25 protein-coding genes and 1 riboswitch are annotated in these 21,888 nt (G+C 69.3%); of the genes, 13 read left to right on the top strand and 12 right to left on the bottom strand.

Going from position 1 to position 21,888, the window contains the following annotated elements:
- Positions 1 to 315: 315 nt before the first annotated feature.
- Genes tgmC through tgmA form a run of 3 tightly spaced genes read right to left on the bottom strand, consistent with a single transcriptional unit; the run spans position 316 to position 2,630 of the window.
- Positions 316 to 1,470 carry an ATP-grasp peptide maturase system methyltransferase gene (gene tgmC, locus RBH18_RS26095; RefSeq protein ID WP_306212331.1) on the bottom strand — a complete coding sequence of 385 codons (1,155 nt, stop codon included), beginning with the start codon at positions 1,468 to 1,470 and terminating at the stop codon, positions 316 to 318.
- A complete protein-coding gene (gene tgmB / locus RBH18_RS26090) occupies positions 1,470 to 2,402 on the bottom strand; it encodes an ATP-grasp ribosomal peptide maturase (RefSeq protein WP_306212327.1) in 933 nt (310 codons plus the stop codon). The genes tgmC and tgmB overlap by 1 nt, the downstream gene beginning before the upstream one ends.
- 6 nt (positions 2,403 to 2,408) lie before the next feature.
- Complete coding sequence (gene tgmA / locus RBH18_RS26085; RefSeq protein WP_306212325.1) at positions 2,409 to 2,630, bottom strand: putative ATP-grasp-modified RiPP; 222 nt, start codon at positions 2,628 to 2,630, stop codon at positions 2,409 to 2,411.
- Positions 2,631 to 3,290: 660 nt separating this feature from the next.
- Here tgmA and RBH18_RS26080 point away from each other — a divergent pair.
- Together RBH18_RS26080 and RBH18_RS26075 are read left to right on the top strand one after the other, a co-directional pair.
- A complete protein-coding gene (locus RBH18_RS26080; RefSeq protein WP_306212323.1) occupies positions 3,291 to 4,310 on the top strand; it encodes a helix-turn-helix domain-containing protein in 1,020 nt (339 codons plus the stop codon).
- Between the two features lie 12 nt (positions 4,311 to 4,322).
- Positions 4,323 to 4,883 carry an HD domain-containing protein gene (locus RBH18_RS26075; protein WP_306212321.1) on the top strand — a complete coding sequence of 187 codons (561 nt, stop codon included), beginning with the start codon at positions 4,323 to 4,325 and terminating at the stop codon, positions 4,881 to 4,883.
- A 337-nt stretch (positions 4,884 to 5,220) separates the two neighbouring features.
- Here RBH18_RS26075 and RBH18_RS26070 read toward each other — a convergent pair whose 3' ends face one another.
- The 3 genes from RBH18_RS26070 to RBH18_RS26060 are packed head-to-tail and all read right to left on the bottom strand — an operon-like array spanning position 5,221 to position 7,351.
- On the bottom strand, positions 5,221 to 5,445 hold the full coding sequence (locus tag RBH18_RS26070) for a hypothetical protein (protein ID WP_306212319.1): 225 nt from the start codon (positions 5,443 to 5,445) through the stop codon (positions 5,221 to 5,223).
- 59 nt (positions 5,446 to 5,504) lie between these two features.
- Positions 5,505 to 6,350 (bottom strand): ABC transporter permease, encoded by an 846-nt coding sequence (locus RBH18_RS26065; protein WP_306212317.1) that lies wholly within the window; start codon positions 6,348 to 6,350, stop codon positions 5,505 to 5,507.
- Positions 6,347 to 7,351, bottom strand: coding sequence for an ATP-binding cassette domain-containing protein (locus RBH18_RS26060; protein ID WP_306212315.1), 1,005 nt, complete (start codon positions 7,349 to 7,351; stop codon positions 6,347 to 6,349). The genes RBH18_RS26065 and RBH18_RS26060 overlap by 4 nt, the downstream gene beginning before the upstream one ends.
- 139 nt (positions 7,352 to 7,490) lie before the next feature.
- Here RBH18_RS26060 and RBH18_RS26055 point away from each other — a divergent pair, with 139 nt between their 5' ends.
- The gene (locus RBH18_RS26055; protein ID WP_306212313.1) at positions 7,491 to 8,420 is read left to right on the top strand and encodes a phosphotransferase family protein; all 930 of its coding nucleotides are present in this window, start codon (positions 7,491 to 7,493) and stop codon (positions 8,418 to 8,420) included.
- 247 nt (positions 8,421 to 8,667) lie between these two features.
- A complete protein-coding gene (serA, locus tag RBH18_RS26050; RefSeq protein ID WP_306212311.1) occupies positions 8,668 to 9,882 on the top strand; it encodes a phosphoglycerate dehydrogenase in 1,215 nt (404 codons plus the stop codon).
- Positions 9,883 to 10,237: 355 nt separating this feature from the next.
- Here the strand turns inward: serA and RBH18_RS26045 are convergent, their stop codons facing one another.
- Both RBH18_RS26045 and RBH18_RS26040 read right to left on the bottom strand, forming a co-directional pair.
- Positions 10,238 to 11,620 (bottom strand): hypothetical protein, encoded by a 1,383-nt coding sequence (locus tag RBH18_RS26045; RefSeq protein ID WP_306212309.1) that lies wholly within the window; start codon positions 11,618 to 11,620, stop codon positions 10,238 to 10,240.
- A gap of 97 nt (positions 11,621 to 11,717) precedes the next feature.
- Complete coding sequence (locus RBH18_RS26040; protein WP_306212307.1) at positions 11,718 to 12,380, bottom strand: response regulator; 663 nt, start codon at positions 12,378 to 12,380, stop codon at positions 11,718 to 11,720.
- A 241-nt stretch (positions 12,381 to 12,621) separates the two neighbouring features.
- On the opposite strand from RBH18_RS26040, the gene RBH18_RS26035 reads away from it, so the two are divergent.
- From RBH18_RS26035 to RBH18_RS26015, 5 genes are all read left to right on the top strand, one after another.
- A complete protein-coding gene (locus RBH18_RS26035; protein ID WP_306212305.1) occupies positions 12,622 to 13,269 on the top strand; it encodes an AfsR/SARP family transcriptional regulator in 648 nt (215 codons plus the stop codon).
- Positions 13,270 to 13,371: 102 nt separating this feature from the next.
- On the top strand, positions 13,372 to 14,010 hold the full coding sequence (locus RBH18_RS26030) for a class I SAM-dependent methyltransferase (RefSeq protein ID WP_306212303.1): 639 nt from the start codon (positions 13,372 to 13,374) through the stop codon (positions 14,008 to 14,010).
- A 29-nt stretch (positions 14,011 to 14,039) separates the two neighbouring features.
- The gene (locus RBH18_RS26025; RefSeq protein WP_306212301.1) at positions 14,040 to 14,525 is read left to right on the top strand and encodes a MarR family winged helix-turn-helix transcriptional regulator; all 486 of its coding nucleotides are present in this window, start codon (positions 14,040 to 14,042) and stop codon (positions 14,523 to 14,525) included.
- On the top strand, positions 14,522 to 16,258 hold the full coding sequence (locus RBH18_RS26020; protein WP_306212299.1) for an MDR family MFS transporter: 1,737 nt from the start codon (positions 14,522 to 14,524) through the stop codon (positions 16,256 to 16,258). The genes RBH18_RS26025 and RBH18_RS26020 overlap by 4 nt, the downstream gene beginning before the upstream one ends.
- A gap of 174 nt (positions 16,259 to 16,432) precedes the next feature.
- The gene (locus RBH18_RS26015) at positions 16,433 to 16,735 is read left to right on the top strand and encodes an antibiotic biosynthesis monooxygenase family protein (protein WP_306212297.1); all 303 of its coding nucleotides are present in this window, start codon (positions 16,433 to 16,435) and stop codon (positions 16,733 to 16,735) included.
- A gap of 79 nt (positions 16,736 to 16,814) precedes the next feature.
- Here RBH18_RS26015 and RBH18_RS26010 read toward each other — a convergent pair whose 3' ends face one another.
- Positions 16,815 to 17,564, bottom strand: coding sequence for a GAF and ANTAR domain-containing protein (locus RBH18_RS26010; protein ID WP_306212295.1), 750 nt, complete (start codon positions 17,562 to 17,564; stop codon positions 16,815 to 16,817).
- Between the two features lie 185 nt (positions 17,565 to 17,749).
- Positions 17,750 to 17,953 carry a hypothetical protein gene (locus RBH18_RS26005; protein WP_306212293.1) on the bottom strand — a complete coding sequence of 68 codons (204 nt, stop codon included), beginning with the start codon at positions 17,951 to 17,953 and terminating at the stop codon, positions 17,750 to 17,752.
- Positions 17,954 to 18,256: 303 nt separating this feature from the next.
- Between RBH18_RS26005 and RBH18_RS26000 the strand changes: the two genes are divergently transcribed.
- Positions 18,257 to 18,460: a hypothetical protein gene (locus RBH18_RS26000; RefSeq protein WP_306212291.1), complete on the top strand. Its 204-nt coding sequence runs from the start codon at positions 18,257 to 18,259 to the stop codon at positions 18,458 to 18,460.
- On the opposite strand, the gene RBH18_RS25995 is transcribed toward RBH18_RS26000, so the two are convergent.
- Both RBH18_RS25995 and RBH18_RS25990 read right to left on the bottom strand, forming a co-directional pair.
- Positions 18,440 to 19,042: a DUF1360 domain-containing protein gene (locus RBH18_RS25995; protein WP_306212329.1), complete on the bottom strand. Its 603-nt coding sequence runs from the start codon at positions 19,040 to 19,042 to the stop codon at positions 18,440 to 18,442. The two genes, RBH18_RS26000 and RBH18_RS25995, sit on opposite strands and share 21 nt — an antisense overlap.
- An 18-nt stretch (positions 19,043 to 19,060) precedes the next feature.
- Positions 19,061 to 19,303 carry a DUF6158 family protein gene (locus RBH18_RS25990; protein WP_306212289.1) on the bottom strand — a complete coding sequence of 81 codons (243 nt, stop codon included), beginning with the start codon at positions 19,301 to 19,303 and terminating at the stop codon, positions 19,061 to 19,063.
- Positions 19,304 to 19,403: 100 nt separating this feature from the next.
- Between RBH18_RS25990 and RBH18_RS25985 the strand changes: the two genes are divergently transcribed.
- The 3 genes from RBH18_RS25985 to RBH18_RS25975 all read left to right on the top strand — a co-directional run bounded on the left by RBH18_RS25985 (position 19,404) and on the right by RBH18_RS25975 (position 21,489).
- Entirely contained in the window at positions 19,404 to 19,847 is a 444-nt protein-coding gene (locus RBH18_RS25985) for a hypothetical protein (RefSeq protein ID WP_306212287.1), read from the top strand.
- 11 nt (positions 19,848 to 19,858) lie between these two features.
- The gene (locus tag RBH18_RS25980) at positions 19,859 to 20,176 is read left to right on the top strand and encodes a DUF3817 domain-containing protein (RefSeq protein WP_306212286.1); all 318 of its coding nucleotides are present in this window, start codon (positions 19,859 to 19,861) and stop codon (positions 20,174 to 20,176) included.
- Positions 20,177 to 20,388: 212 nt separating this feature from the next.
- A riboswitch (cyclic di-AMP (ydaO/yuaA leader) is annotated at positions 20,389 to 20,517 on the top strand.
- A gap of 27 nt (positions 20,518 to 20,544) precedes the next feature.
- The gene (locus RBH18_RS25975; protein ID WP_306212284.1) at positions 20,545 to 21,489 is read left to right on the top strand and encodes a C40 family peptidase; all 945 of its coding nucleotides are present in this window, start codon (positions 20,545 to 20,547) and stop codon (positions 21,487 to 21,489) included.
- The last annotated feature ends 399 nt before the right edge of the window (positions 21,490 to 21,888 follow it).

The raw sequence follows: 21,888 nt of genomic DNA, 5'->3' as shown, positions 1-21,888 counted from the left end.
CTACCGGGCGCGCTCCCCCACTCTCCCAGGTCAAACCCGATGTCTGCGGCTGGGCCGGACCGCGTCGAGAGCCGGACCGGCGCCCACAGTCCGCATCTGGTCTGTACCCGCACGGGTCACGGCTTGGTCGAGACGGTCCGCGAGCTGGTCGAAGTCGTCCTCGAACAGGTCCGCACAGACCATCCATCCTCATGGCTGCCGAGGCGTGCCCGAGTATGCATTGAACCGCCTTGAGCTTTTCAACGGCTACAAGCGGCGGGACTACACGTCTCGATGCCCATCGAAGGCCGCTAGCCTGGTAACCGCCCACCACGTCTACTGACCGGGAACCGGCTGCTCTTCCCACTGCAGGTTGTCGAAAGCGTCGAGCCAGAACCGATGTGCTCCAGTCTCGGTGACAGTAAGCCCGAGGCGATCACGCGCAGGATGTCCCGCGCCGGTCCACTGGTCGTAAGCAGCCTCCACGTCATCCCACAAGCGACGAGGGCCGTACTGTTCCACCCGCACGGTGGCATCCTCGACCACGGCCCAGGACCCGTCGTCGGCGAACAGCCACAATTGCTCCGCGCCATCCTCGGGCGTGAACCCGAGAGCAGTAGCCCCTGGTACCTGAAGCGCGATCCACAGACCTGCGTCAGGTTCATGCAGGACCGAGCTGGCGACGGTGGCGGTGCGGCTCTGGCCCGTCTGCTTAACGGCTGTGCCGAGCCGTCGCGTAGCGATGCCGGCCGAGCGCATCGGCATGAAGCTGGCATAGCTCGGCAGGAAGAACCCTTGTGCCGTCTTGCCGGCGACGTCCAAGCGCACCAGCGGGCCGCCACCGAGGTCACGCCACAGGCTCGCCACGATGCTGCCACCGTCGCGCACCTGGGCTATCCAGGCTGCCGGGATCCGCGGTACGGACACGGTGGCGATCAGCCGGTCGTACGGCGCGCCGCCGGGCCAGCCATGCTCACCGTCTCCGACGATCACCGTCGGCAGGCGGCCGGCATTGACCAGGTGTCGTGCCGCCAGGTCGCTCACCGTCTTGTCGACCTCGACGGTGGTCACGTGGTCGTCGCCCAGGCGGTAGCACAGCAGGGCGGCGTTGTACCCGGTGCCAGTGCCGATTTCCAGCACGAGCTCGGTGCCCTGTAGCTGCAGGGCGTCGAGCATCAGCGCCATCAGGCTCGGTTGCGTCGAGCTCGACGTGGCCTCACCGCGGAGCGGCCACGAATTGGGTTCGGGGCTCACGTGCCCGTCGAGCTGGGTAGCGAGCGTGGTGTCGGAGTAGACCTGCGCCCAGTACCGTTCGTCGGCAGGACCGATCGCCTGCCACTTTCCGTCCGGCAGACGCTCGAAGAACCCGGGAACGAAGAAGTGCCGGGGGACCCGGGCGAACGCCTCGCGCCATGCCGGATCGGACAGGTGCCCGGTGCCCTGCAACTCCTGCACATAGCGGCGTACGTCATCCGCCCGCTGATCCGTCATCACTTGCCCTTCTCGAGTGCGTCAGCCAGCGCCGACGCGATCGGTAGCCCTGTCTCGTCTTCGATCCACGCCCATTGCCCGTTGGGGTTCACCTCCAGAAACACGTACTCCCCGCCAGGAGTCGCGATCAGGTCGAAGGCACCGAACCGCAACCGCAGGCGCCGCAGCACCGTCCGAAGCTTCTCGGCCATATCGGCAGGCAGTTCGTACGGGCTGTAGCGCAAGCTCTGGTAGTCCGATCGCCAATCCGCGCGCCCCTTGTCTGCGTAGGCGTCGATGCGGGCCGCGAAAAGGTGACCATCGACCGCGGTGACGCGCAGCTCGTACGCCTTCGGAATCTGCTGCTGGAACAGGTGCGCGGTGACAGCTATCGAGTCATCCAGCGCGCGCGGGTCGACAGTGCTGGCATAGATGACATCGCCGCTGTCGAGGACGCTCGTCGTGAAAGGCTTGTAGACAACCGGCCCGTAGACATCCGCGAAGGCACGCGCTTCGGCGGGGTCGTTGGTGACCAGCGTGGCCGGCACCCACAACCCGGCAGCCGCAGCCACCGCGAGTTGCAACGGCTTGTGTTCCGCAGCCCTGATGTCATCCGGGTGATTCAGCCACGGCAACACAGACAACACACCCCGCAGCCCAGCAATAGCTTCCCGCCTCACCCATGCCGCTTCCGGCACATCCTCGGGGATAGTGATCGATGTTGGTCGCCGCCACCAGGCGCACGCCACCTCGCCCAGGTTCAAAGTGCGCGCCCCGGTACGCAAGTGCCCGGTCCAGCCGGAGCTGAAGCGGGCACCTAGCGCCATCTCGGCGGGGAACGTCGCCGGGTCACAGCGCACCACCGGCACGTCCCGGCGGTGCAGCTCCATGATCACCGCATCGGCGGTCACGTCGAGATCACCGGTAAAGACTGCTACCGTCCGCCCGCCCACCGCCGGTCAGTCCTCGGTCTGGTCTTGGTCGGAGTCGGCGCCGCCCTTGTTGTCCTGCGTCACTGTGCTGGTGGACGTCCGGCCCGTGGAATGCCGCAACGCGGGCACGGTCACACCGCCGTCCTCGATCATGCTGATCTGCCGATCCGGGTCGAACCGGATCGCTGCCATGTCGACCGGCATCGGCTGAGCCGGAACCGCCTGACGAACACCGAAGGCGAGGGTCATCAGCCTTCCTTTCTGGGAGAGGGCTGCGAATAGAAACAGAAAACGCCGGTCAACGACGAAATTGACATGTACTTCTTCCTGACACGGCATCCGCGCAAGGGAATCTCGCAAGCAGTAGCGCGCTACTCAAATCGCCAACAGAAGCGGGTCTTGACTGACGCGCCGAGCGTTGATCAGCTCGGACCGGCTCGCCCCTGGGTGACGCAACGGCAAGCGCAAGCTCCTCGAAAAGATCGCTACGGCGCTCTCCCTCCGCCAGCACGGCCCAAGCGACTCACACTCCAAGCATCGCCCCGTGGCACTTGAGGTCACATGGACGTCCAAGGTCTTCTGTGCGTCGGCCAGCAGCTGTGCCGCTGACACGGCGTAATACGTGCTCCCTGACATCTCGCCTCCCGGCTGGTGGGGTCGCGGCCCTTTGGGACCTCGCCCCCACCGCTCTACCTAGTCAAACGGCATCTCTTCCCTTTGATGTAGTAACGCTACGATCACCAACGGGAGCACAGAACTGACAACCAGTACGAGTAAAGTCACGAGACCAGCACTTCGGGAGGGGGTCTCATGGCACGCGGAATCGCTACCCTGACTGGCAGTCAGGGTTCACGTACGTCCGGCCTTATCTCGGGCTCCGTACTACGGCTAGCTCGGCAGTCAACCGCAATGACGCAGGAAAGATTCGCCGAAGAACTTGCTGTCGACGTCAGCACGGTTCAGGGATGGGAATCCGGACGTCGTCCGCTCTCCGCCATCAGCGCCGGTGACTTCCTCCGGCTGTGCGGACGCCTGTCCCGGATGGGGGCACCAGCATCGGCGGGGCGTCACCTTCGTGAGGCGGTCGAAGCGGACCAAGTGTTGGCTGTGGGGATCACCGCTGGTGATGCGTGGGTGGAGCCGGATAGTCACCCCTTGGCAGCCAGCGTGCATCGCTGGACAACCACCAACCTGATCTTGTGGCCGATCCTCGGCAAGACTCCACTTCACCTTCAGGAGTTCGTGCCTCGGACTCCCCGACGTGGCCCCGCGCCTGCGCACCCCTCGCTCAGCTACGAAGAGCGCACCCGCTTCCTCGACCATCTGCTCACTGTTGCCGAGCGAGCAAAGCACGCCGACGAGGCTTTGCTTCGTCGTCAGGCCGTCTACCTCCTCGGGTTCGACGGCAGACAAGCTGCGGTCGACTGGCTCAAGACCGAGTGGGCACGCGCCGGCCGGCGCCGGCCACGAAGTGGCAACATCACGGAACTCCTGGAGGCGCGTTCCGCCTCCGTCGCCCTTGCCATGGCGGGCGACAGTACCCACCTGCACGACTTCGTGGACCACATGACTGAGCAGTCCGAAGAGACAGCGAACCTCAACTACTGGGCTTACTGGATCGGAGAACTCAGCGACGAACAGGCAAGCGACTCCTTCATGTTGAGCGCCGACACCCGTTCGTGGACAGGCCACCGGATGCTAGAACACCTCCTACAACGCCTGGACCCCACGTCGGCGCACCTGCCTTTGAACCTTTCGACCCTGCACGCCCTCATGGCCTCGCGTCCCTCCTTGCTGAGCGGCCGGCCGAACACACGTACCTCGATCGCTCAAGTGCTCGATAGGCTTGCCTCCAGCGACACGCTGACACGAACCGGACGAGACCAACTTGCGGGACTCCAGTACGCAATACGTATCGCCAACCGGTGAAGGGGACCACAGATGTCAGAGGATGCCGAAGGACTCGCGAGCTTTGCCTACGAACTCGGCCTGCTGAAGCGCATCCGCCGCTCCGGCTGGTGGCACGCAGGCGTACGCGACCCCGAATCGGTAGCAGAGCACACCATGCGTGCCGCTCAACTGGCCGCTTTGATCGCGGCAGAAGAAGGAGCCGACCCTGCCCGCGCCGCATTTCTAGCGCTCTGGCATGACAGCCAGGAGACACGCACCGGCGATCTACCGCACACAGCATCGCCATATCTCACGAAGCCTGACCCTCGCCAGATCACCGCTGACCAGACGGAAGGAATGCCCGAGCGCTCACGCGAGGTGGTGCGCAGTGCTGTCAACGAATACGAGGCTCGTGAGACTATCGAATCTTTGTGCGCCAAAGATGCAGACAAGCTGGAGATGTTGCTACAAGCCGTCGAGTACCGCGACGCCGGAGTCCAAAGAACCAACGGCTGGATAGAATCAGGCCGCAAAGATCTACATACTGAGACCGGACGTCGCATCGCCGAAGCAGCTCTCAACTTGTCGCCGCTCTCCTGGCGTGACCGCTGAGCGTCGAGCGCTCACAATGAATTAGAGCGCCACAGTGAACGCCCGCCCTGAATCAGGCTGCGCGCTGACGATCAACCGGTCACGCTCGGTCGGCCTTGGAATTTCTCCTCGGGCCGAAGGGCCAGGCAGGCAGGTCCGCCGCGGCAGCCGGCGCTCGCGGGCAGACGAAGGCGTGCGCGGCGGTTCTGCGAGAGCGCGTTGCCTAACGACACCGGCTCCCGCCGCCCAGAACCGCACACTCACTTGCCGCCAGATGCCCCTAAGCGGGCCCAGTCTGACACGATCCGCTGCCCGCGGCCGGGGCAGCTCGGGGACGCGAACTGCCCCGGCCTGGGTCTCACCACTCCGTGCACTCCGGGTCCGGCGGGAACGGCGCCGTGTCGGGGCGCAGGCGGGCCAGTCGTGCAGCGTGCCTTTCCACCAGGCCGTGGTCGCGGCGCCGGCGGCGTTGCGCCCGTTCCTCGGCCACTGCGGCCTTCTTGCGGGCGCTTGCCGCGACGCGCTGCCGCAGCTGCTCGCGCCACTCCGCATACTCCGTGCTGAACTGCCCCTCGTCACCCATGCCCCATGGTCCCGCCCGGGTACGACACTTTCCGGCCCGCCGACGGCCACAAGGGACCTCTACTTCCGGTTGTAGAGCCGCATCGTCAGGGGGCCGAAGATGGCGATCAGGACGGCCGACGCCGCCAGGACCCACATGACCTCGCCCATGTCGGTGGTGCCGGCCATGACCGAGCGGACCGCCGCCACGAGGTGGGTGATCGGGTTGACCTTGACGAAGGCCTGGAGCCAGCCCGGCATCGTGCCCGGGTCGACGAACACGTTGCTGAGGAAGGTCAGTGGGAAGAGCACCAGCATGCTGACGCCCATGACCGACTTCTCGGAGCGCAGGAACAGACCGAACATGGTCCAGATCCAGGAGAACGCGAACGAGAAGACGACCAGCAGGCCCACGCCGGCCAGGACGCCCGGGAAGCCGCCGCCCGGGCGGAAGCCGAGGATCAGGCCGACCAGCATGATGGTGGTGGCCGCCAGGATATAGCGCAGGACGTCGCCGAAGATCATGCCGACGAGGGCCGCGGGGCGCCAGACCGGCAGGGAGCGGAAGCGGTCGAAGACGCCCTTCTCGATGTCTGTGTTCAGGCCGACGCCCGTGTACATGGTGATCATCACGACGCTGGTCACCATGATGCCCGGCAGCAGGAACTGCAGGTAGTCCCTGGTGGATCCGGCCAGTGCACCGCCGAAGAGGTACGTGAACATCAGCGTCATGATGATCGGGAACGCGGTGACGTCGAAGAGCTGCTCGGGGACGTGCTTGATCTTCAGCATCGCCCGCCAGCCGAAGGTGAACGACGCCGCGAGCGCGCCGGGGCGCGCCGGGCGGTCCTGACGGGTGAGGACGGCGGCGAGCGTCTCGGCGGACGGGGTCGCCAGGTCGGCCGGCGCCGGGGTTGTCGTGGTCATGCCGCTCCTCCTGAGAATCCGTCCTGGGTGGACCCGGCGAGCGCCGGGGTGGGCCCGGTGAGGGCGAGGAAGACCTCGTCGAGGCTGGGCTGGCCCAGCGAGAAGTCGTCGACCACGATGCCCGCGGCGGCGAGCCCGGCGAGGGCCTGGGCGGCTTGCTGGGCCGCGCCTTGCTCGGAGCCGGCACCGTCCACGCGCACGGTCAGCGCCACGGGATCCGACTCCAGCTGCACGGGGGCGTCGAGAGCCTCGCCGAGCAGGCGCTCCGCCTCCGGGCGCCGGTCGGCGTCGCGGAGCCGTACGTGAACCGTCCCCGCACCGATCGACGACTTGAGCGATCCGGGCGTGCCCTCGGCGATCACCCGGCCATGATCGATGACCGCGATGCGGGCCGCGAGGCGGTCGGCCTCGTCGAGGTATTGGGTCGTCAGCAACACCGTGGTGCCGTTGGCGACGACGGCTCGGACGATGTCCCACACCTGGTTGCGGCTGCGAGGGTCGAGGCCGGTCGTCGGCTCGTCGAGGAAGAGCAGGTCGGGGGTGTTGAGGATGCTCGCCGCGATGTCGATGCGCCGGCGCATGCCGCCGGAATACTTCTTCACCTGGCGGCCGGCGGCCTCGGTCAGTCCGAAGGCCTCGAGCAGCTGGGCCGCCCGGGCGCGGGCGGCACGCCGGTCGTGGCCGAGCAGGCGGGCGAGCAGCACCAGATTCTCGGTGCCGGTGAGATCCTCGTCCACCGAGGCGTATTGACCGGTCAGGCTGACGCGGCTGCGCACGGCGTCGGCCTCGCGCACGACGTCGTGGCCGAACACCCGCGCCGCGCCGCCGTCGGGTCGCAGCAGGGTGGCAAGCATGCGGACGACTGTGGTCTTGCCGGCGCCGTTGGGGCCGAGCAGCCCGTAGACGGTGCCTTGGGGAACGGTGAGGTCGACCCCGTCGACCGCGCGGTTGTCCCCGAAAGTCTTGACGAGACCCGAGGTCTCGATGGCCGGTGCGCTCATGACTCACGTCCTTGGCTGGGCATGCCTCGCATCGTGCCGCGACAGTGTGACATTTTCGCAGGTGATCACGGGTCACCCATACTGTCCGTTTCCTAACCGCTACCGCCCTGTCAGGCTTTTCACAGGCGGAGGGAGTCGCATGCTGCGCGCCGTGGGAGTCCGCATCGGCTGGGCCGATCTGCCCAGGCACATCCGGGCGAGGGTCGAGGCGGCGCTCGGTGGTCCGGTCGCCTCGGCCCGGTCGCAGCACGGCGGCTTCTCTCCTGGGACAGCCGATCGGGTGATGACACGGGACGGCCGGCGCGCCTTCGTCAAGGCCGTCAGCACCGGGCTCAACCCCACCTCGGTGGCGATGGCCAGGCGCGAGGCCCGGGTGACCTCGCTCATGCCACCGGGCGCGCCGGTGCCCCGGCTGCTGGACGCCTTCGAGGACGACACGGACGGCGAGACCTGGATGGTCATGGTGCTGGAGGACATCGAGGGCCGGCATCCCCACACCCCCTGGACGGCGGACGAGGTGGACGCAGTCCTGCGGGCGCTGCGCGAGCTGGAGCTGCAGCTCACACCGTCGCCCATGCCCGGTCTCGATCGGGCCGGGGACAGGCTCGCGCCGCAATTCGCCGGGTGGGACCTGCTGGCCGCCGAGCCGATGACGGACCTGCACCCGTGGGCCCGCGCGCACCTCGACGAACTCCGCGCGGCGGCACAGCGCGGCCTGGCGGTGCTGCGGACCGGTGCGACGGTCGCGCACTGCGACCTGCGGGCCGACAACCTTCTCGTACGGCCGGACGGGCGCGTCGTGGTCGTCGACTGGCCGGCGGCTTCGGTGGCCCCGGCGTGGCTCGACCGTCTGCAGCTGGCGATGGACGTGACGGCACACGGCGGCGACGGTGACGCCCTGATCAGTGACATCGACCCCGGGCACGCCGTCGACGTGTGGGCAGGATTCACCGGATATCTGCTGGAGCGCTCGCGGCATCCCTCCCCGGGCATCCCCTTCGTCCGGGACTTCCAGCGGGCGCTGGCCGACGCGTTGCTTCCTTGGCTGACGGATCGCATGGGTCGATGAGACCAGGACCGGGGCCCGGTCCGCACCGGACCAAAGATGGTGGTCGGCACCCTCTTTAGTAGGTTGCCGGAGCCCTCCTCGGCGAGCAACCATCTCCGCAGGTCATCCGACGGGCTGACCGGCAGCTGGGACCTCCGGCACACGATGCGGGTCCGGGCGATCCAGGGCATTAGTCTGGAACGCCTGCGACACACGGGCTTCGGCGTGGCGGCCCGGACGATCCTTCCCCGACACGAAACGGATTGTGATGATCGACCAAGCCAAGGTGCGAGTTCTGCTGCTCGAGAGCATCCACCCCGACGCGGTGTCCCGGCTCGAGGCAGAGGGTTACCAGGTCGAGTCCGTCCGCAACGCCCTCGACGAGGCGGAGCTCATCGAGCGCATCCCGGGCGTCCACCTGCTCGGCATCCGGTCCAAGACCCAGGTCACGGCCAAGGTGCTCGAGGCCGCGGACAGCCTCGTCGCGATCGGCGCCTTCTGCATCGGCACCGACCAGATCGACCTCGCCACCGCCTCGCGGGCCGGTGTCGCCGTCTTCAACGCGCCGTTCTCCAACACCCGCTCGGTCGTCGAGCTCGCCCTCGCCGAGATCATCGCGATGACCCGGCGGCTGACCGAGAAGAACGACCTGATGCACCAGGGCGTCTGGGACAAGGCCGCCAACGGCAGCCACGAGGTCCGCGGCCGCAAGCTGGGCATCGTCGGCTACGGCAACATCGGCACCCAGCTGTCGGTGCTGGCGGAGAACCTCGGCATGCACGTGCTCTTCTACGACACCGCCGACAAGCTGGCGCTCGGCAACGCCCAGCGCTGCGCGACCCTCGACGAGCTCCTCGAGCAGGCCGACGTGGTCACCCTGCACGTCGACGGGCGGCCGGGCAACGCCGGCTTCTTCGGCGCCGAGCAGCTGGCGAAGATGAAGCCGGGCGCGATCTTCCTCAACCTCTCCCGCGGCATCGTGGTCGACCACGTCGACCTGCGCAACGCCCTGACCAGCGGGCACATCGCGGGCGCGGCGGTCGACGTGTTCCCCCAGGAGCCGAAGGGCCGCGGCGACGAGTTCGTCTCCGAGCTGCGCGGGCTGCCCAACGTCATCCTGACCCCGCACATCGGCGGCTCCACCGAGGAGGCGCAGGCGGACATCGGCGACTTCGTGGCGAACAAGCTGACGCACTTCGTGCAGGAGGGCAACACGACGCTGAGCGTCAACCTGCCCAGCATCGCGCTGCCGGCGCAGTCCGACATGAGCCGCATCGTCCACGTGCACGTCAACATGCCCGGCGTGCTCGCCCAGGTCAACAGCATCCTCGCCGAGCACCAGGTGAACGTCGAGGGCCAGATGCTGAGCACCCGCGGGGAGTACGGCTACCTGATCACCGACATCAGCGGCAGCTACAGCGCCGACGTGCTCGACAAGCTGCGCGGCATGAGCCAGACCGTCCGGCTCCGCGTCCTCTCGTAGGCGACAGCGCGTCCTGCGCCGCGGACGGCGCCCGGCAAAGCAAGGCCCTGGGCCACCGGGGCGGCGACGGCCCGGCTTCACGCCCTCCCGCGCAGGACGCGCCCGCCACGACCGCTCGCCCGTCACGAGCAGGCACGACAAATCGCGTCCCGGCGCGCGAGAGCACACAGCACACGCACCGCGCGCCCTCCATGACCGCTCGCCCGTCACGAACACGCACGACAATCCGCGCCTCACGGCGCGCGAGAGCACAACACACGCACCACGTAAGGACGCGGGCAACTGACAACAGGACGCGCGCCGGCGAGCGCCGAGCGGTCAGCAGGAGGGCCGCCCGACGAAGGCAAACGCCTGGTCAGTCGCGCGTCGCCACGGTCAGCAGCGTCACCCGCGACTCGGCCTCGACGTCGAAGCGGTCGTCGGTGGCCCAGTCCTTCGGCGTGAGGGTCGAACCGGGAGCGATGTCCTTCAACGTCCGCGAGCCGGCCGCCACGGTCTGCGCGCCGCCCTTGACCTTGACCCGCACCGGGTTGCCCTCGGGCGACGTCATGGCGAGCTGGTCGACCGCCCCGGTGACCTTGACCGGGATCGTGCCGGCCGCCTCCGGCAGCTGGACCGTGGTGGTCTGCGCGGCCCCGGCGAAGTCGATGGCGGCAATGCGGCCGTCCTCGAGGTTGAGGATCTGCTCCTCGGCGCCGGCGGAGAAGAGCAGGCTCCACGTGACCTTGGTCGACAGCGTCACCTCGACCTCCCCGGTCCCGGGCGTGTCGGGATCCTCGGCGGCGAGGCTCAGCTGCACCTTGTCGTCGGTGAGCACCGGCTCCGGCACCATGCCCGACTCCTCGGCGGTGGTCATCCGGTAGAGGCTGTCCCCGATGTCGGCACTGCGCACGGTTACCTTCCTGGCGCCGCTGATCATCTCGAAGGTCGCCTTCTTCCGGCCGTCGATGGCCGCGAAGACCGTACGCGGCGGAGTCTTCTGGTCGGCCGAGCCCAGCTCCAGCACCGACGTGAGCCCGCCGCCCGGGTCGGAGAAGTAGCTGACGGCCGCAACGCCGCCGCCGAAGAGCACCGCGGCGGTCAGGCCGAGCCCGGCGACCATGACGCCCCGATTGCGCCGGGGCGGCGCGGGCGGCGGCGCGGCGCGGTGCGGACGGATCTCGTGCGCATGCTCACCGACCAGGTCACCGATGTGCTCGTCGCCGGGCAGACGGAACTCGCGCTGCTGATCCGCGCTGTGATGCCGCCCCCCTCGTACGGCGCTGTGGGCACCCGTGGGCTCCGGCGGCATCCCGGCCCCGGACACCGGCTCGTCCTCACGCCAGTTGCCGCTGATCGGGCCCGCGGTGAAGCCGAACGCCGTACGCCCGTTCGTCGCGGGCGGCGCCGGGCCGAACGCCGGCTCGGGCCGGTGCTGCGGAGCGCGCTCGGCCTCCCAGAGGTCCCGTGGCTCCCCTACCGGCGCGGCCTGACTGTCCACAGTCGTCCAGTCCGTGCCCGCTGCCGGATCGGGCGTCGCGAAGGCGTTCCAGCTGCCCGTGTCGGCCTCCTGCCCACCGGGCCTCCGGCGCGGCAGCTCACCCCCGCCCTGAGCGCCGGTGTCCGGAAAGTCGGAAGCTGCAGGCGGTCGCCGGAGCGGTGCGGCAGGGCCGGGACGACGGTAGAGCGAGGCGTCGTCCGAGAGTCCGTCCGCGACCGCAACGGACACATCGGACAGGTCGCCGAGTCGACGTTCCACGCGAAGTCCTCCAGCTCGCGCCGGCGCCCACGAGGATCGAAGGCGCTCCACCCAGAGGTACGGATTCGCGGGCGTTGCGGATGAGTGCAGACGTGAATTACTCTCCGTTATTCCCGTCCGGCTTGAGCAGGCCACGGCGGGTAGCCACGGCGACCGCCTCGAGCTGACTGTGGGCGCCGAGTTTTCCCAGCACAGCCTTCACATAGCCACGACAGGTGTGGACGCTGATGCCGAGCCGGCGGGCGATCGCGCGCGGATCCAGGCCCGATCCCATCAGTACGAGCACCTCGTGCTCACGCGCAGTAAGGCCCCCTGCTCGCGGCCCCACGACCGGGGTGGTGCTCCGCAGCAGCCGGGCGAGGATGTCCGTGGAGACAGTCATGCCTCCCCCGTGCGCCGTGCGGATCGCGTTCAGCACGTCGCCCAGCGGCCCGTTCTTGGACAGGAAGCCCGACGCGCCGGCCGCGGTCGCGCGCCCCACCAGGGCGGACTCGTTGTTGGCGGTCAGCACCACGAAACGCGTGTCGGGCAGGCGATGACGCAGCAGCTCGGCCACCGCGATGCCGTCCGCGTCGGGAAGATCCGGATCAAGCAGCACCACGTTGGGGCGCAGCTCCTGCACCATGCGAATGGCCTGCTCACCGGTGCGGGCATGACCGATGTAGGACAGCTCCGGCTGCCCGGTCAGTGCCACCCCGAGCAACTCGGCGAACGTCTGGTGCCCGTCCACCACGAGCACCGTGATCGCCTCGCTCACCATTCACGCCTCCTGATCCGCCGGCGCTGGAAGTTTATGGGTCCTCCGCGCGAAGCCAAGGCGTACGGACAGTCTGACAGCTGCCCCGTGCGACGCCGAGCCGTCTGACCGCCTGCCGGGCGGATGGAACCGCAAGGACCGTACACCTCATATCTTCGGTGGACCTCACCCCTTGCTTTCGGGGGCCGCGTTCACCATCGCGGGGGCTTGTCGTGCGACTGTCCCCCGGCGAGGGTGTCAGGTCATGTACGAGATCCAGCTCTTCGGCCGGCTCGAGGTGCGGACCCGTGGCGTACGCCTCACGGGTGACGACCTCGGCGGCGCGCGCGCCCGGCACATCCTCGCCCTCCTCGCCCTGCACGACGGCCTGCGCACGACGGAGCTGACGGATCTGCTCTGGCCGGGCACCCCGCCGGCCGATCACGGGGCCATTGTGGAGGGCGAGATGTCGCTTCTGCGGCACCAGCTCGATCCCGCCATGACGGGCGACTCCGTGATTGCCGGGAGCAACGGGAGGTACGCCCTCGTGGCGGAGCGCGTCCGAGTGGACGTGGCCCGCTTCGACGAGCTGCTGGCTGCCGCCGCCGGGCGTACGGCCGGCCGCGCACTGCCTCCCCTGATCGCCGCCGCCGCCCTGGCCGGCCGCCCCCTGCTCGAAGATGTCGCCGCGCCGCGATGGGCCGCCGAGGCGCGCGCCCGTTACCGGGCCCGGCTCGTCACGGCACTGCTCGAAGCCGGCGGACATGCCCTGACGGTCGGCGACGCCCGAAATGCCCTCCACCTGGCCGGCCGCGCCCTGGTCCTGGACCCCGGCGCCGCGCTGGCTCACACCATTCGGGGCGCCGCGCGCCAAGCACTCACGCCGAGCCCCGTGGCGCGCCTCACCGCCTGAGCCGCCATTCACCGAAACGGCGACGCCCGAATTGCCGGGAGTTTTCCACAGGCCCATGCCATCCGGCGGCAGGCGACCATCCGGACGGCCCAGAATCGTCGGGTGCAAACGACCCTGCTGCCCGTACCCCTCGTCCCGGAGATCTCCCTGCACCTCGCCGACGCCCGCACCGGGTTGTTCGACGGCTCGCAGGGAGAGTTCCGCAGCGATGTCGCGCCACCGTTCTGGGCCTTCGCGTGGGCCGGCGGGCAGGCGCTCGCCCGCTATGTCCTCGACAACCCGCACGTGGTGGCCGGCCGTCGCGTCGTCGACGTGGCGACCGGCTCCGGCATAGCCGCAATCGCGGCGGCCCGCGCCGGCGCAGCCGAGGTCGAGGCCTTCGACGTGAGCCCCGAGGCCGTCGAGGCGGTCCGGCGCAACGCCGCCGCCAACGCGGTGTCCGTCGAAGCCCGCGTGGCCGAGGTCACCGGCGACGCATCTCCCCTGCCGGGCGGGGCCGACGTGGTGCTGGCCGGCGACGTCTTCTACATGGGCAGCGTGGCCGAGCGGATGACGGCGGCGCTGCGCCGAGCCGCCCGGACGGCCTCGGTGCTGGTCGGGGACCCAGGTCGGGGCTACCTCCCGGAGCGGCTGTTCGTGCGTCGCGCGGAATATGCGGTCCCCGTACCCCGGGCGCTGGAGGAAATCGAGACGCTCATCACGGGCGTCTGGGAGATGCGTTCATCAACCAACAAGTTGTAAGCTGCAAACAACTGAGAGGAAGAGGTCGCGTGCCGAAGCCGGACACCAGAGACGCCATCGGGCAGCTCTCCGACGAAGTTCTGCGGTTCGTCCGCCTGGGCGCCCGCGCCAAAGGCATGCTCAACACTGCGGAGTTCGGTGCCGAGTTCTCCGCGCTGATGCTGTTGTTCCCCTTGTGCCACCACGGTCCGATGCGGGTCACGGACCTCGCGGAGCTCAAGGGGGCCGACCCGTCCACCATCAGCCGGCAGGCCGCCCAGCTGGTCAAAGCCGGCCTCGTCCGGCGCGAGGCGGACCCCGGCGACGGGCGCGCTTCCCGGCTGGCGGCGACCGAGCACGGCTGGGCGGCACAGGCCCGGCTGCGCGCCGCCCGGCAGGAAATGCTGATCCGAGCGCTGGAGGACTGGCCCGCGGACCGCGTCCGTGTCTTCACCGACCTCTTCGAAGAATTCAACAGCTCCGTCGAGGCGCTTCTGCGCTCCGACGCCGCCCCACCAGCACGGGAGACCGCGTGAGCAACCCCACCGAGACCGCACCGGCGTCAGCCGGGCCGGGCGCCGGGGCCCCCAAGGCCGCGACCTCGGCCGAATTCACCCACCGCCAGATCATCACGATTCTGGTGGGCCTGATGATGGGCATGTTCCTGGCCGCCCTGGACCAGACCATCATGGCCACGGCCACGCGCACCATCGCCGACGACCTCAACGGCTTCAACCTGCAGGCCTGGGCCACCACGGCCTTCCTCATCACGTCGACGATCTCCACGCCGCTCTACGGCAAGCTCTCCGACATCTACGGGCGCCGGCCGTTCTTCCTGTTCGCGATCGGCATCTTCATCGTCGGCTCGTTCCTGTGCGGCCTCTCGCAGAACATGTACGAGCTGGCGGCCTTCCGCGCCATCCAGGGCATCGGCGCCGGCGGTCTCATGTCGCTGGCGCTCGCCATCATCGGTGACATCGTGCCGCCCCGCGAGCGCGCCAAGTACCAGGGCCTCTTCCTGGCCGTCTTCGGCACCGCGAGCGTCATCGGCCCGATCCTGGGCGGCTTCTTCGCGGGCGCCGACAACATCCTCTGGGTCGATGGCTGGCGCTGGGTGTTCTACATCAACGTGCCCATCGGCATCGCCGCCATGGTGGTCGTCGCACGGGTCCTGCACCTGCCGCACCAGCGCACCGACCACCGCATCGACTGGCCGGGCGCCCTCACCCTGATCATCGGCCTGGTGCCGCTGCTGACGGTCGCCGAGCAGGGCCGTGACTGGGGCTGGGGCTCCGGGCGCGCGATCGCCTGCTACGTCATCGGCGTGGTCGGCCTGATCGGCTTCGTCCTCGCCGAGCGCGCTTACAAGGACGAGGCGCTCCTGCCGCTGAAGCTGTTCAGCAACCGTACGGTGGCCGTCGGCGCGACCTCCAGCACGATCCTCGGCATGGCGATGTTCGGCGGCCTCATGACCGTCCCGCTCTACCTGCAGATCGTCAAGGGCAGCTCCCCCACCGTCGCCGGCCTGCAGATGATCCCGATGGTCGCGGGCATCATGGCCGGCTCGATCACCTCGGGTCAGCTCATCGCCCGCACCGGCCGCTACCGGATCTTCCCGATCATCGGCAGCGTCCTCATGACGGCGGCGCTGGGCCTGTTCGCGCTGATCGGCGCGGACACCCCGCTCTGGCAGACCATGCTGATCATGGCGCTCATGGGCCTCGGCCTGGGCGGCAACATGCAGCCGATGATCACCGCCGTGCAGAACGCCGTCTCGCCCCGCCAGATCGGCGTGGCGACGAGCTCGGTGACGTTCTTCCGGTCGATGGGCGGCACGCTCGGCACCGCGGTCTTCCTCTCGGTGCTGTTCAACGTGCTCCCCGGCAAGATCAGCAGCGCCTTCACCACGGCGCAGTCGACGCCCGAGTTCCAGCAGGCCCTGCGGGCCGATCCGAGCCAGGCGCAGACGCTGCAGCAGGCGACGGGCGGCTCCGCCCTGGACGACACGTCCTTCCTGAGCCGGCTCTCCGACGTCGTCGCCCACCCGTTCAAGGTCGGCTTCTCCGACGGCATCCAGGTCGTCTTCCTCCTGGCGCTAGCCGTCATGATCGTCGGCCTGATCGTGGTGTTCTTCCTGCCGGAGATCCCGCTCTCCCAGCGCTCGGCCCAGCAGCAGCGCGCCGACGACGCGGCCGCCGCGGGCAACAGCGACGGCGTCCCCGGCGAAGTGGGAGCCGGCCCGGCGGCGGCGACCCACACCGCGCATTGACCGCACGCCACGCGCTCTGAGGAAAACGGGGCCGGTCCCGGTTCGCGACACCGCGAGCCGAGGCCGGCCCCGCGCCATGAGGACAACGCTCCAGCCCAGAACTCCGCTGCGGTGACATCAGGCCCCGACGAGCCGGATCGCCAGTTTCTCAGGATGCGCTCGTAGGGTGGGCCCATGGCAGTTGTGAAGATCAACGCGATCGACGTTCCCGACGGCGCCGGGCCCGAGCTGGAGAAGCGCTTCGCCGCGCGGCAGGGCGCCGTGGAGAACGCCCAGGGGTTCCTCGGCTTCGAGTTGCTGCGGCCGGTCGGCGGCGAGAGCCGGTACTTCGTCTACACCAAGTGGGAGACGGAGGAGGACTTTCAGGCCTGGTCGGCCGGGCAGGGACGGGCGGCCCACGCCGGCGAGCGGGCCCGGCCGGTGGCCGGCGGCGCCAGCCTGCTCGAGTTCGAGGTCGTGCAGGAAGTCTCGAAGTAGGCGCGTGCCGGGCGGCGATCCGCCCGGCACCACTCCGCTCTCAAGGCCGCGCGGTCGGGCGCCCGCGGGAATGCGCCCGTCAGGACTCCGCGTTGCGGGCAGCCGCGGCGATCAGGCGTTCCGCGACCGCCTCGCGCGGCAGACCGAGACGCTGCGAGGTGTCGCGCAGGACGTCGTAGGCCTCGTGGACGCCGCAGCCGCGCTGGGCGATGATGACGCCGGCCGCACGGTCGACGATCGCCCCCTCGTGCAGGCTCTCCCGGCGCTGGATCTCGCCCAGGAGCACCTCCGCCTGGTTGACCAGGGCCATCGCCGTGAGCAGGTGCTCCGGGTCGATACCGCCGTGCCGTTCCGTGAAGAAGCTGACCGAGCCGACAGCCGAGCGCTGGACGTCGAGCGGGATCGAGGCGACGCCGCGGACCCCCTCGGTGCTCGCACACTCCGCGAGGTGCGGCCAGCGGGCGTCGCCGGGCAGGTCGGTGGCGGTGACCACGGCACGGGTGCGGGCCGCTTCCAGGGCGGGACCGTTGCCGGAGGCGTACTGGGCATCGTCCAGGGCCTGGGCCTGCGGCCCGGAGGTGGCCAGCGCGGGCGGGCCACCCTCGCCGATCAGGGCGACCGAGCAACGCAGCGTGCCCGGCACCGCCCGGGCGCCGAAGTCCGCGAGCCGGTCCAGCGCGTGCGTCATGTCGTCGGCGCCGAGCAGCCGGGACGTCAGCTCGTGCAGCAACCCCGCGATCTCGACGGGGTGCGGGTCGTCCGGTGGCGCCGCTCCGGCCTCACCACCCGGGACGGTCGCCGCCAGGGTGGCGCCTCCGGTGAAGGTCACGGAGGGAGGCGCAGGGACCGGCGGACCCACCCGGCTGGTGACAGTCAGGTGAGCCGGGGTGGGCGGAGTGGCGCCGGTGGCCGCGATCGTGCGTCGCGGCGCCGATCGCCGCCCGGTGCTCCGCTGCGGGGCAGACATTTGGCCGATATTGCCATGGTCGTCGGCAAACACGAAAGTGGTGTCCTCTATCGGGTGCCGTCCCCGGGCGTAACCGTCTGGTCCGCCGTGCGATGTTCCAGGAATGTGCCCGGGGCGGCGCCGGGTGCGTCCTCACGTTCGTCCGACTCGGCCAGGATGGCCGCGGCCTGCGCCGTAGGGTCGGCGGTGCCGGTGGCGGCCTCCTCGGGCAGCAGGTCGGCGGCCCGCTGCTGCACGCGATCGTCTGTCATGCGAACACATGTACCCGGACGCGCCGGGGATAAAAGCGGGGGATAAAGCCGCCGCCCCCGGGACAGGACCCGGGGGCGGCGTAGGTAGGTGTCGGTGTGCAGGTCGCCTCGCGGCGAGTGGCGCAACACGGCTCCAGCCGAACGGTATTCCGTGAAGGCTTTATGGTGAGGCCCGGGGACACTGGGCACACCGACACCTGTTCTCAACGGTCGGCACGGCCCAGCCATTCCGAGAGCAATTGTGACCTGGACCACACCGGAGCCGCTCGTTTGCGGGCCGCCGGGCGGGGTACCCCGCCCGGCGTGAATCCGGACAATGCGAAACTTCTCGACGCCTACCTCGACGACGCCTACTCCGCCCAGGAGCGGCTGAGCAGCGCCGACCTGCAGCGCGGCGCGATCGCCGCCGACCTGCCGGCCGAGGTGCTCACCGTGGTCGACTCCCTCCCCGAGGGCGAGTACGCCCAGGACGAGGCCGCCGAAGCCCTACGCGCCCTGGACTCGTGAGGGCACGAACTCGTAGCCGTTCAGCTCCGGCTTCTCGTCGTCCTCCGAGTCCTCCTGCGCCGGCGAGCCCTCCGCGGCCTCCTTGGCCATCGAGTAGGCCATCTGCAGGAAGTCCGACGCCGCCACGGCCGTGAACGTCATGGCCGCCAGCCGGGTGAACCGGGGCGCGAAGACCAGCCCGCTGGTCAGGACGGTGGCCACCCACACGGCGAGGCAGAAGGGGCAGCTGACCAGCTCACCGATCGAGTGGCGCAGCGTGCTGCCCTCGTCGCGTACCTCCTCGTTGAGCTCGCCGCTCCCCGCCGGCTCGGAATAGCGGGTGAACGGCGCGCGCAGCGGGCTGGTGATCGAGTCCTTGGCAATGAGCCGGCTCAGCTTGTGCGTGGCGATCGAGATCAGCACCACGTCCGCGGTGGCGGGGCGCTCGGGCAGCTGACGGCCGGTGAGCCGCGCGGTCGCCGCCACGGTCGCCGCGAGCGCCCCGAAGGCACCCATCGTCGCCGCGTAGCCGTCCAGCGGCCGGTGCTCGTGCGGGGCGTACTGCCGGCGCAGCCGGTCCAGCCGGTCGCGAACAGTGGAGATCATCGGGGGGAACACCTCTCAGACGTGCTGGGTCAGCCGGTGCGGGTCGACCTCGCGGCCGGGGTGCCGGGCCAGGTACTCCGTCTCCAGCTCCGCAGTGCGGCGCAGGTGGGTGGAGAGCGCGGCCTCGGGGGCGTGCCGCAGGGTGTCCAGCCGGGTCCGGTGCAGGCTGCCGAGCTCGCGGATCAGGTCCTCGTCTGCCAGGCCGGCCGGGTCGATGCCGGTCTCGGTGCCGACAGCACCGTCAGCGTCGTCACGCATGGTCGCTCCCTTCTGCCAAGGCCCGGTACGAATCGGGCGCCTGCCCAGAACGCTTGCCCGCGCGGTCAGGCGTCAAACCCGCGCCGGTACCCTCGACGACATGAAAGGGCTGTGGACCCCGGCGTGGATCGCGCGTCACGTGGTCGCGGTCGCCCTCGTGGCCGGCTTCCTCGGGCTGGGCTGGTGGCAGTTCACCCGCGCCTCCGACGGCAACACGCTGAGCTGGGGCTATACGTTCGAGTGGCCGGTCTTCGCCCTGTTCGTGGTCTTCCTGTGGTTCCGCGAGGTCCAGCAGGAGCTGCGGGCCGGCAAGCCGCCGGCCGCCGGGGAGGCTTCCGAGGAGCCCGCCGTCGAGTCCGAGCGGGACGCCGACGCTCCCGTGACGCTGGGCCGGCCGGTGCGCGTCCAGGCCGCGAAGCCCGCCGTGGCCGACGACGACCCGGAGCTCGCCGCCTACAACGACTATCTGGCGTGGCTGAACGCCCACCCCGGAGCGCGGCCGGGCGACTATCCCGGCCGACCCCCCACCGGCACCAAGCAGTAAGGACACAGACCGTGCAGGGAGCCCTCACCCGTTACCGGATCATCGCCTGGATCGTCGGCGTGATCCTCATCGTGCTCGTCCTGGTGGGCATGCCGCTCAAGTACCTCGGCGACAACGACACGGTCGTCGCCGCGGTCGGCCCGATCCACGGCTTCCTCTACATGGTCTACCTCGTCGCGGCCTTCGACCTGAGCCGCCGGGCGGGGTGGCCGCTGGGCCGGATGCTGCTCGTGATGCTCGCCGGCACGATTCCGTTCTTCTCGTTCTGGGCCGAACGGACAGTCACGCACAAGTGGGCCGCCCCGGCGGTGGCAGGCGCCCGCGATTAGGCCTATAAAGAAAGTGACGCTGCGGAATCAGCGAACAGCATTCCGTTATCGGGATCATTCGCATAAATGTGATAATCCGCCCAGATCCCTTTCGGCCCCTTGTCAAAATTGTGATCGCCGATAAGTTGATGCGGTTGGTCCGGTCCCCAGCCACGCCGGAGAAGGTGGCGCCGGCCAACGCCGCCGAATCGTCACTCTCAGCGCCCGGGATCGAAGCGGATACGCCGGGTGACGAACCGGGGAACCAACCGAGGCAGCACCGGGGTGAATCCGCGTCAGCGGTAGGGCCTTCTTCCGCCCGAATCCGTCAGCTAACCCGGTAGGCGGCGCAGTGGAAGAGAGGCCATGCACCGTTGCCACGCCCCCGGATGAGGCTACGCACCCTGGTGGTCACCGCCCTCGCGGTCGCCATCACCGGCTCCTTCGCCCCGGCCGCGCACGCCGAGCCGTCGACGGAGGAGCTGACCAAGAAGATCGACAAGGCGTCCGACCAGCTTGAGGACGTCGTTGAGTCGTACAACAAGATGCGCATCGCCCTGGCCAAGACCAAGGCCGACGAGAAGAAGCTCGCCGAGTCGATGGGTCCCGCCAAGGCCAAGATGGACGCTGCCGCCAAGCAGATGAGTTCCATCGCCTCCAATGCGTACAAGACCGGCAAGGTCGGCACGATGAACGTCGTGCTCGGCGACAGTGACGACCTGATCGAGCGCATGAGCCTGCTCGAGCAGCTGCAGCGCAGCCAGCAGCAGGACATCGACACGTACGCGGCGGCCACCAAGGACGTCACCGACCGCCAGGCCGCGCTCAAGGTCACCCAGGACAAGCAGGCCGCGCAGGTCAAGGAGCTGGGCGACCGCAAGAAGAAGATCGAGGGCGACCTCGACAAGCTGTACGCCATGCGCACCGCCGCCTACGGCAAGGCGGAGGAAGAGGGCGAGAAGTACACGGGCGACATCCCGAACATCTCGGGTGCCGCCGGTGAGGCCGTCGCCTTCGCGTACAAGCAGATCGGCGACAGCTACGTCTTCGGCGCCTCCGGCCCCAACTCCTGGGACTGCTCGGGCCTGACCTCGGGCGCGTGGGCCGCCGCCGGCGTCTCGCTGCCGCACAACGCGGCGGCACAGTACAGCGCGACCACGAGAATCAGCCGATCCCAGCTCCAGGCGGGTGACCTGGTCTTCTATCGCAGCAACGCGCACGTCGGCATCTATGTCGGAGGCGGCCAGATCATCGACGCCTCCCGGCCGGGTCAGCCGGTCAAGAAGCGCACGATCGACATCATGACGCCCAACGGCTACGGCCGCGTGTCCTGAGTCACGCACGGAAGAGGCCGGCCCCGCGGTGAGCGGGTGCCGGCCTTTTTCATTCACGATCAAAAGATGGATGTCGCAGCGGGGTGGTGCGTACAGACCGTCGCTCACGCCGAGGGCCCGGCGCGGCTGCGCTGGCCGCTGACGCGTCCAGAACGCGCACCCCCACCGGGCGACGTGCGTAAGTGGTTGCGCCCAAAAGCCCAAAACCCAAAGCCCAAGCCCAAGCCCGAGTCCCAAGCCCGAGTCGCAAAAGCCTAAGAGCCCGCAGCCGCGAAGCCCTGACCCGGACCCGGAACCGGAACCGGACCCGGGATGCGGATGCGGGATGCAGGCAGCAAGAAGGCCGGTGCCCGTCGGGGGACACCGGCCTCGTTCGGCTGGGGGATGTGCGGGTGGAGC

It is taken from the genome of Actinoplanes oryzae (assembly GCF_030757795.1).
Classification (GTDB): domain Bacteria; phylum Actinomycetota; class Actinomycetes; order Mycobacteriales; family Micromonosporaceae; genus Actinoplanes.
This window is presented reverse-complemented; position numbering and strand designations above follow the sequence as displayed.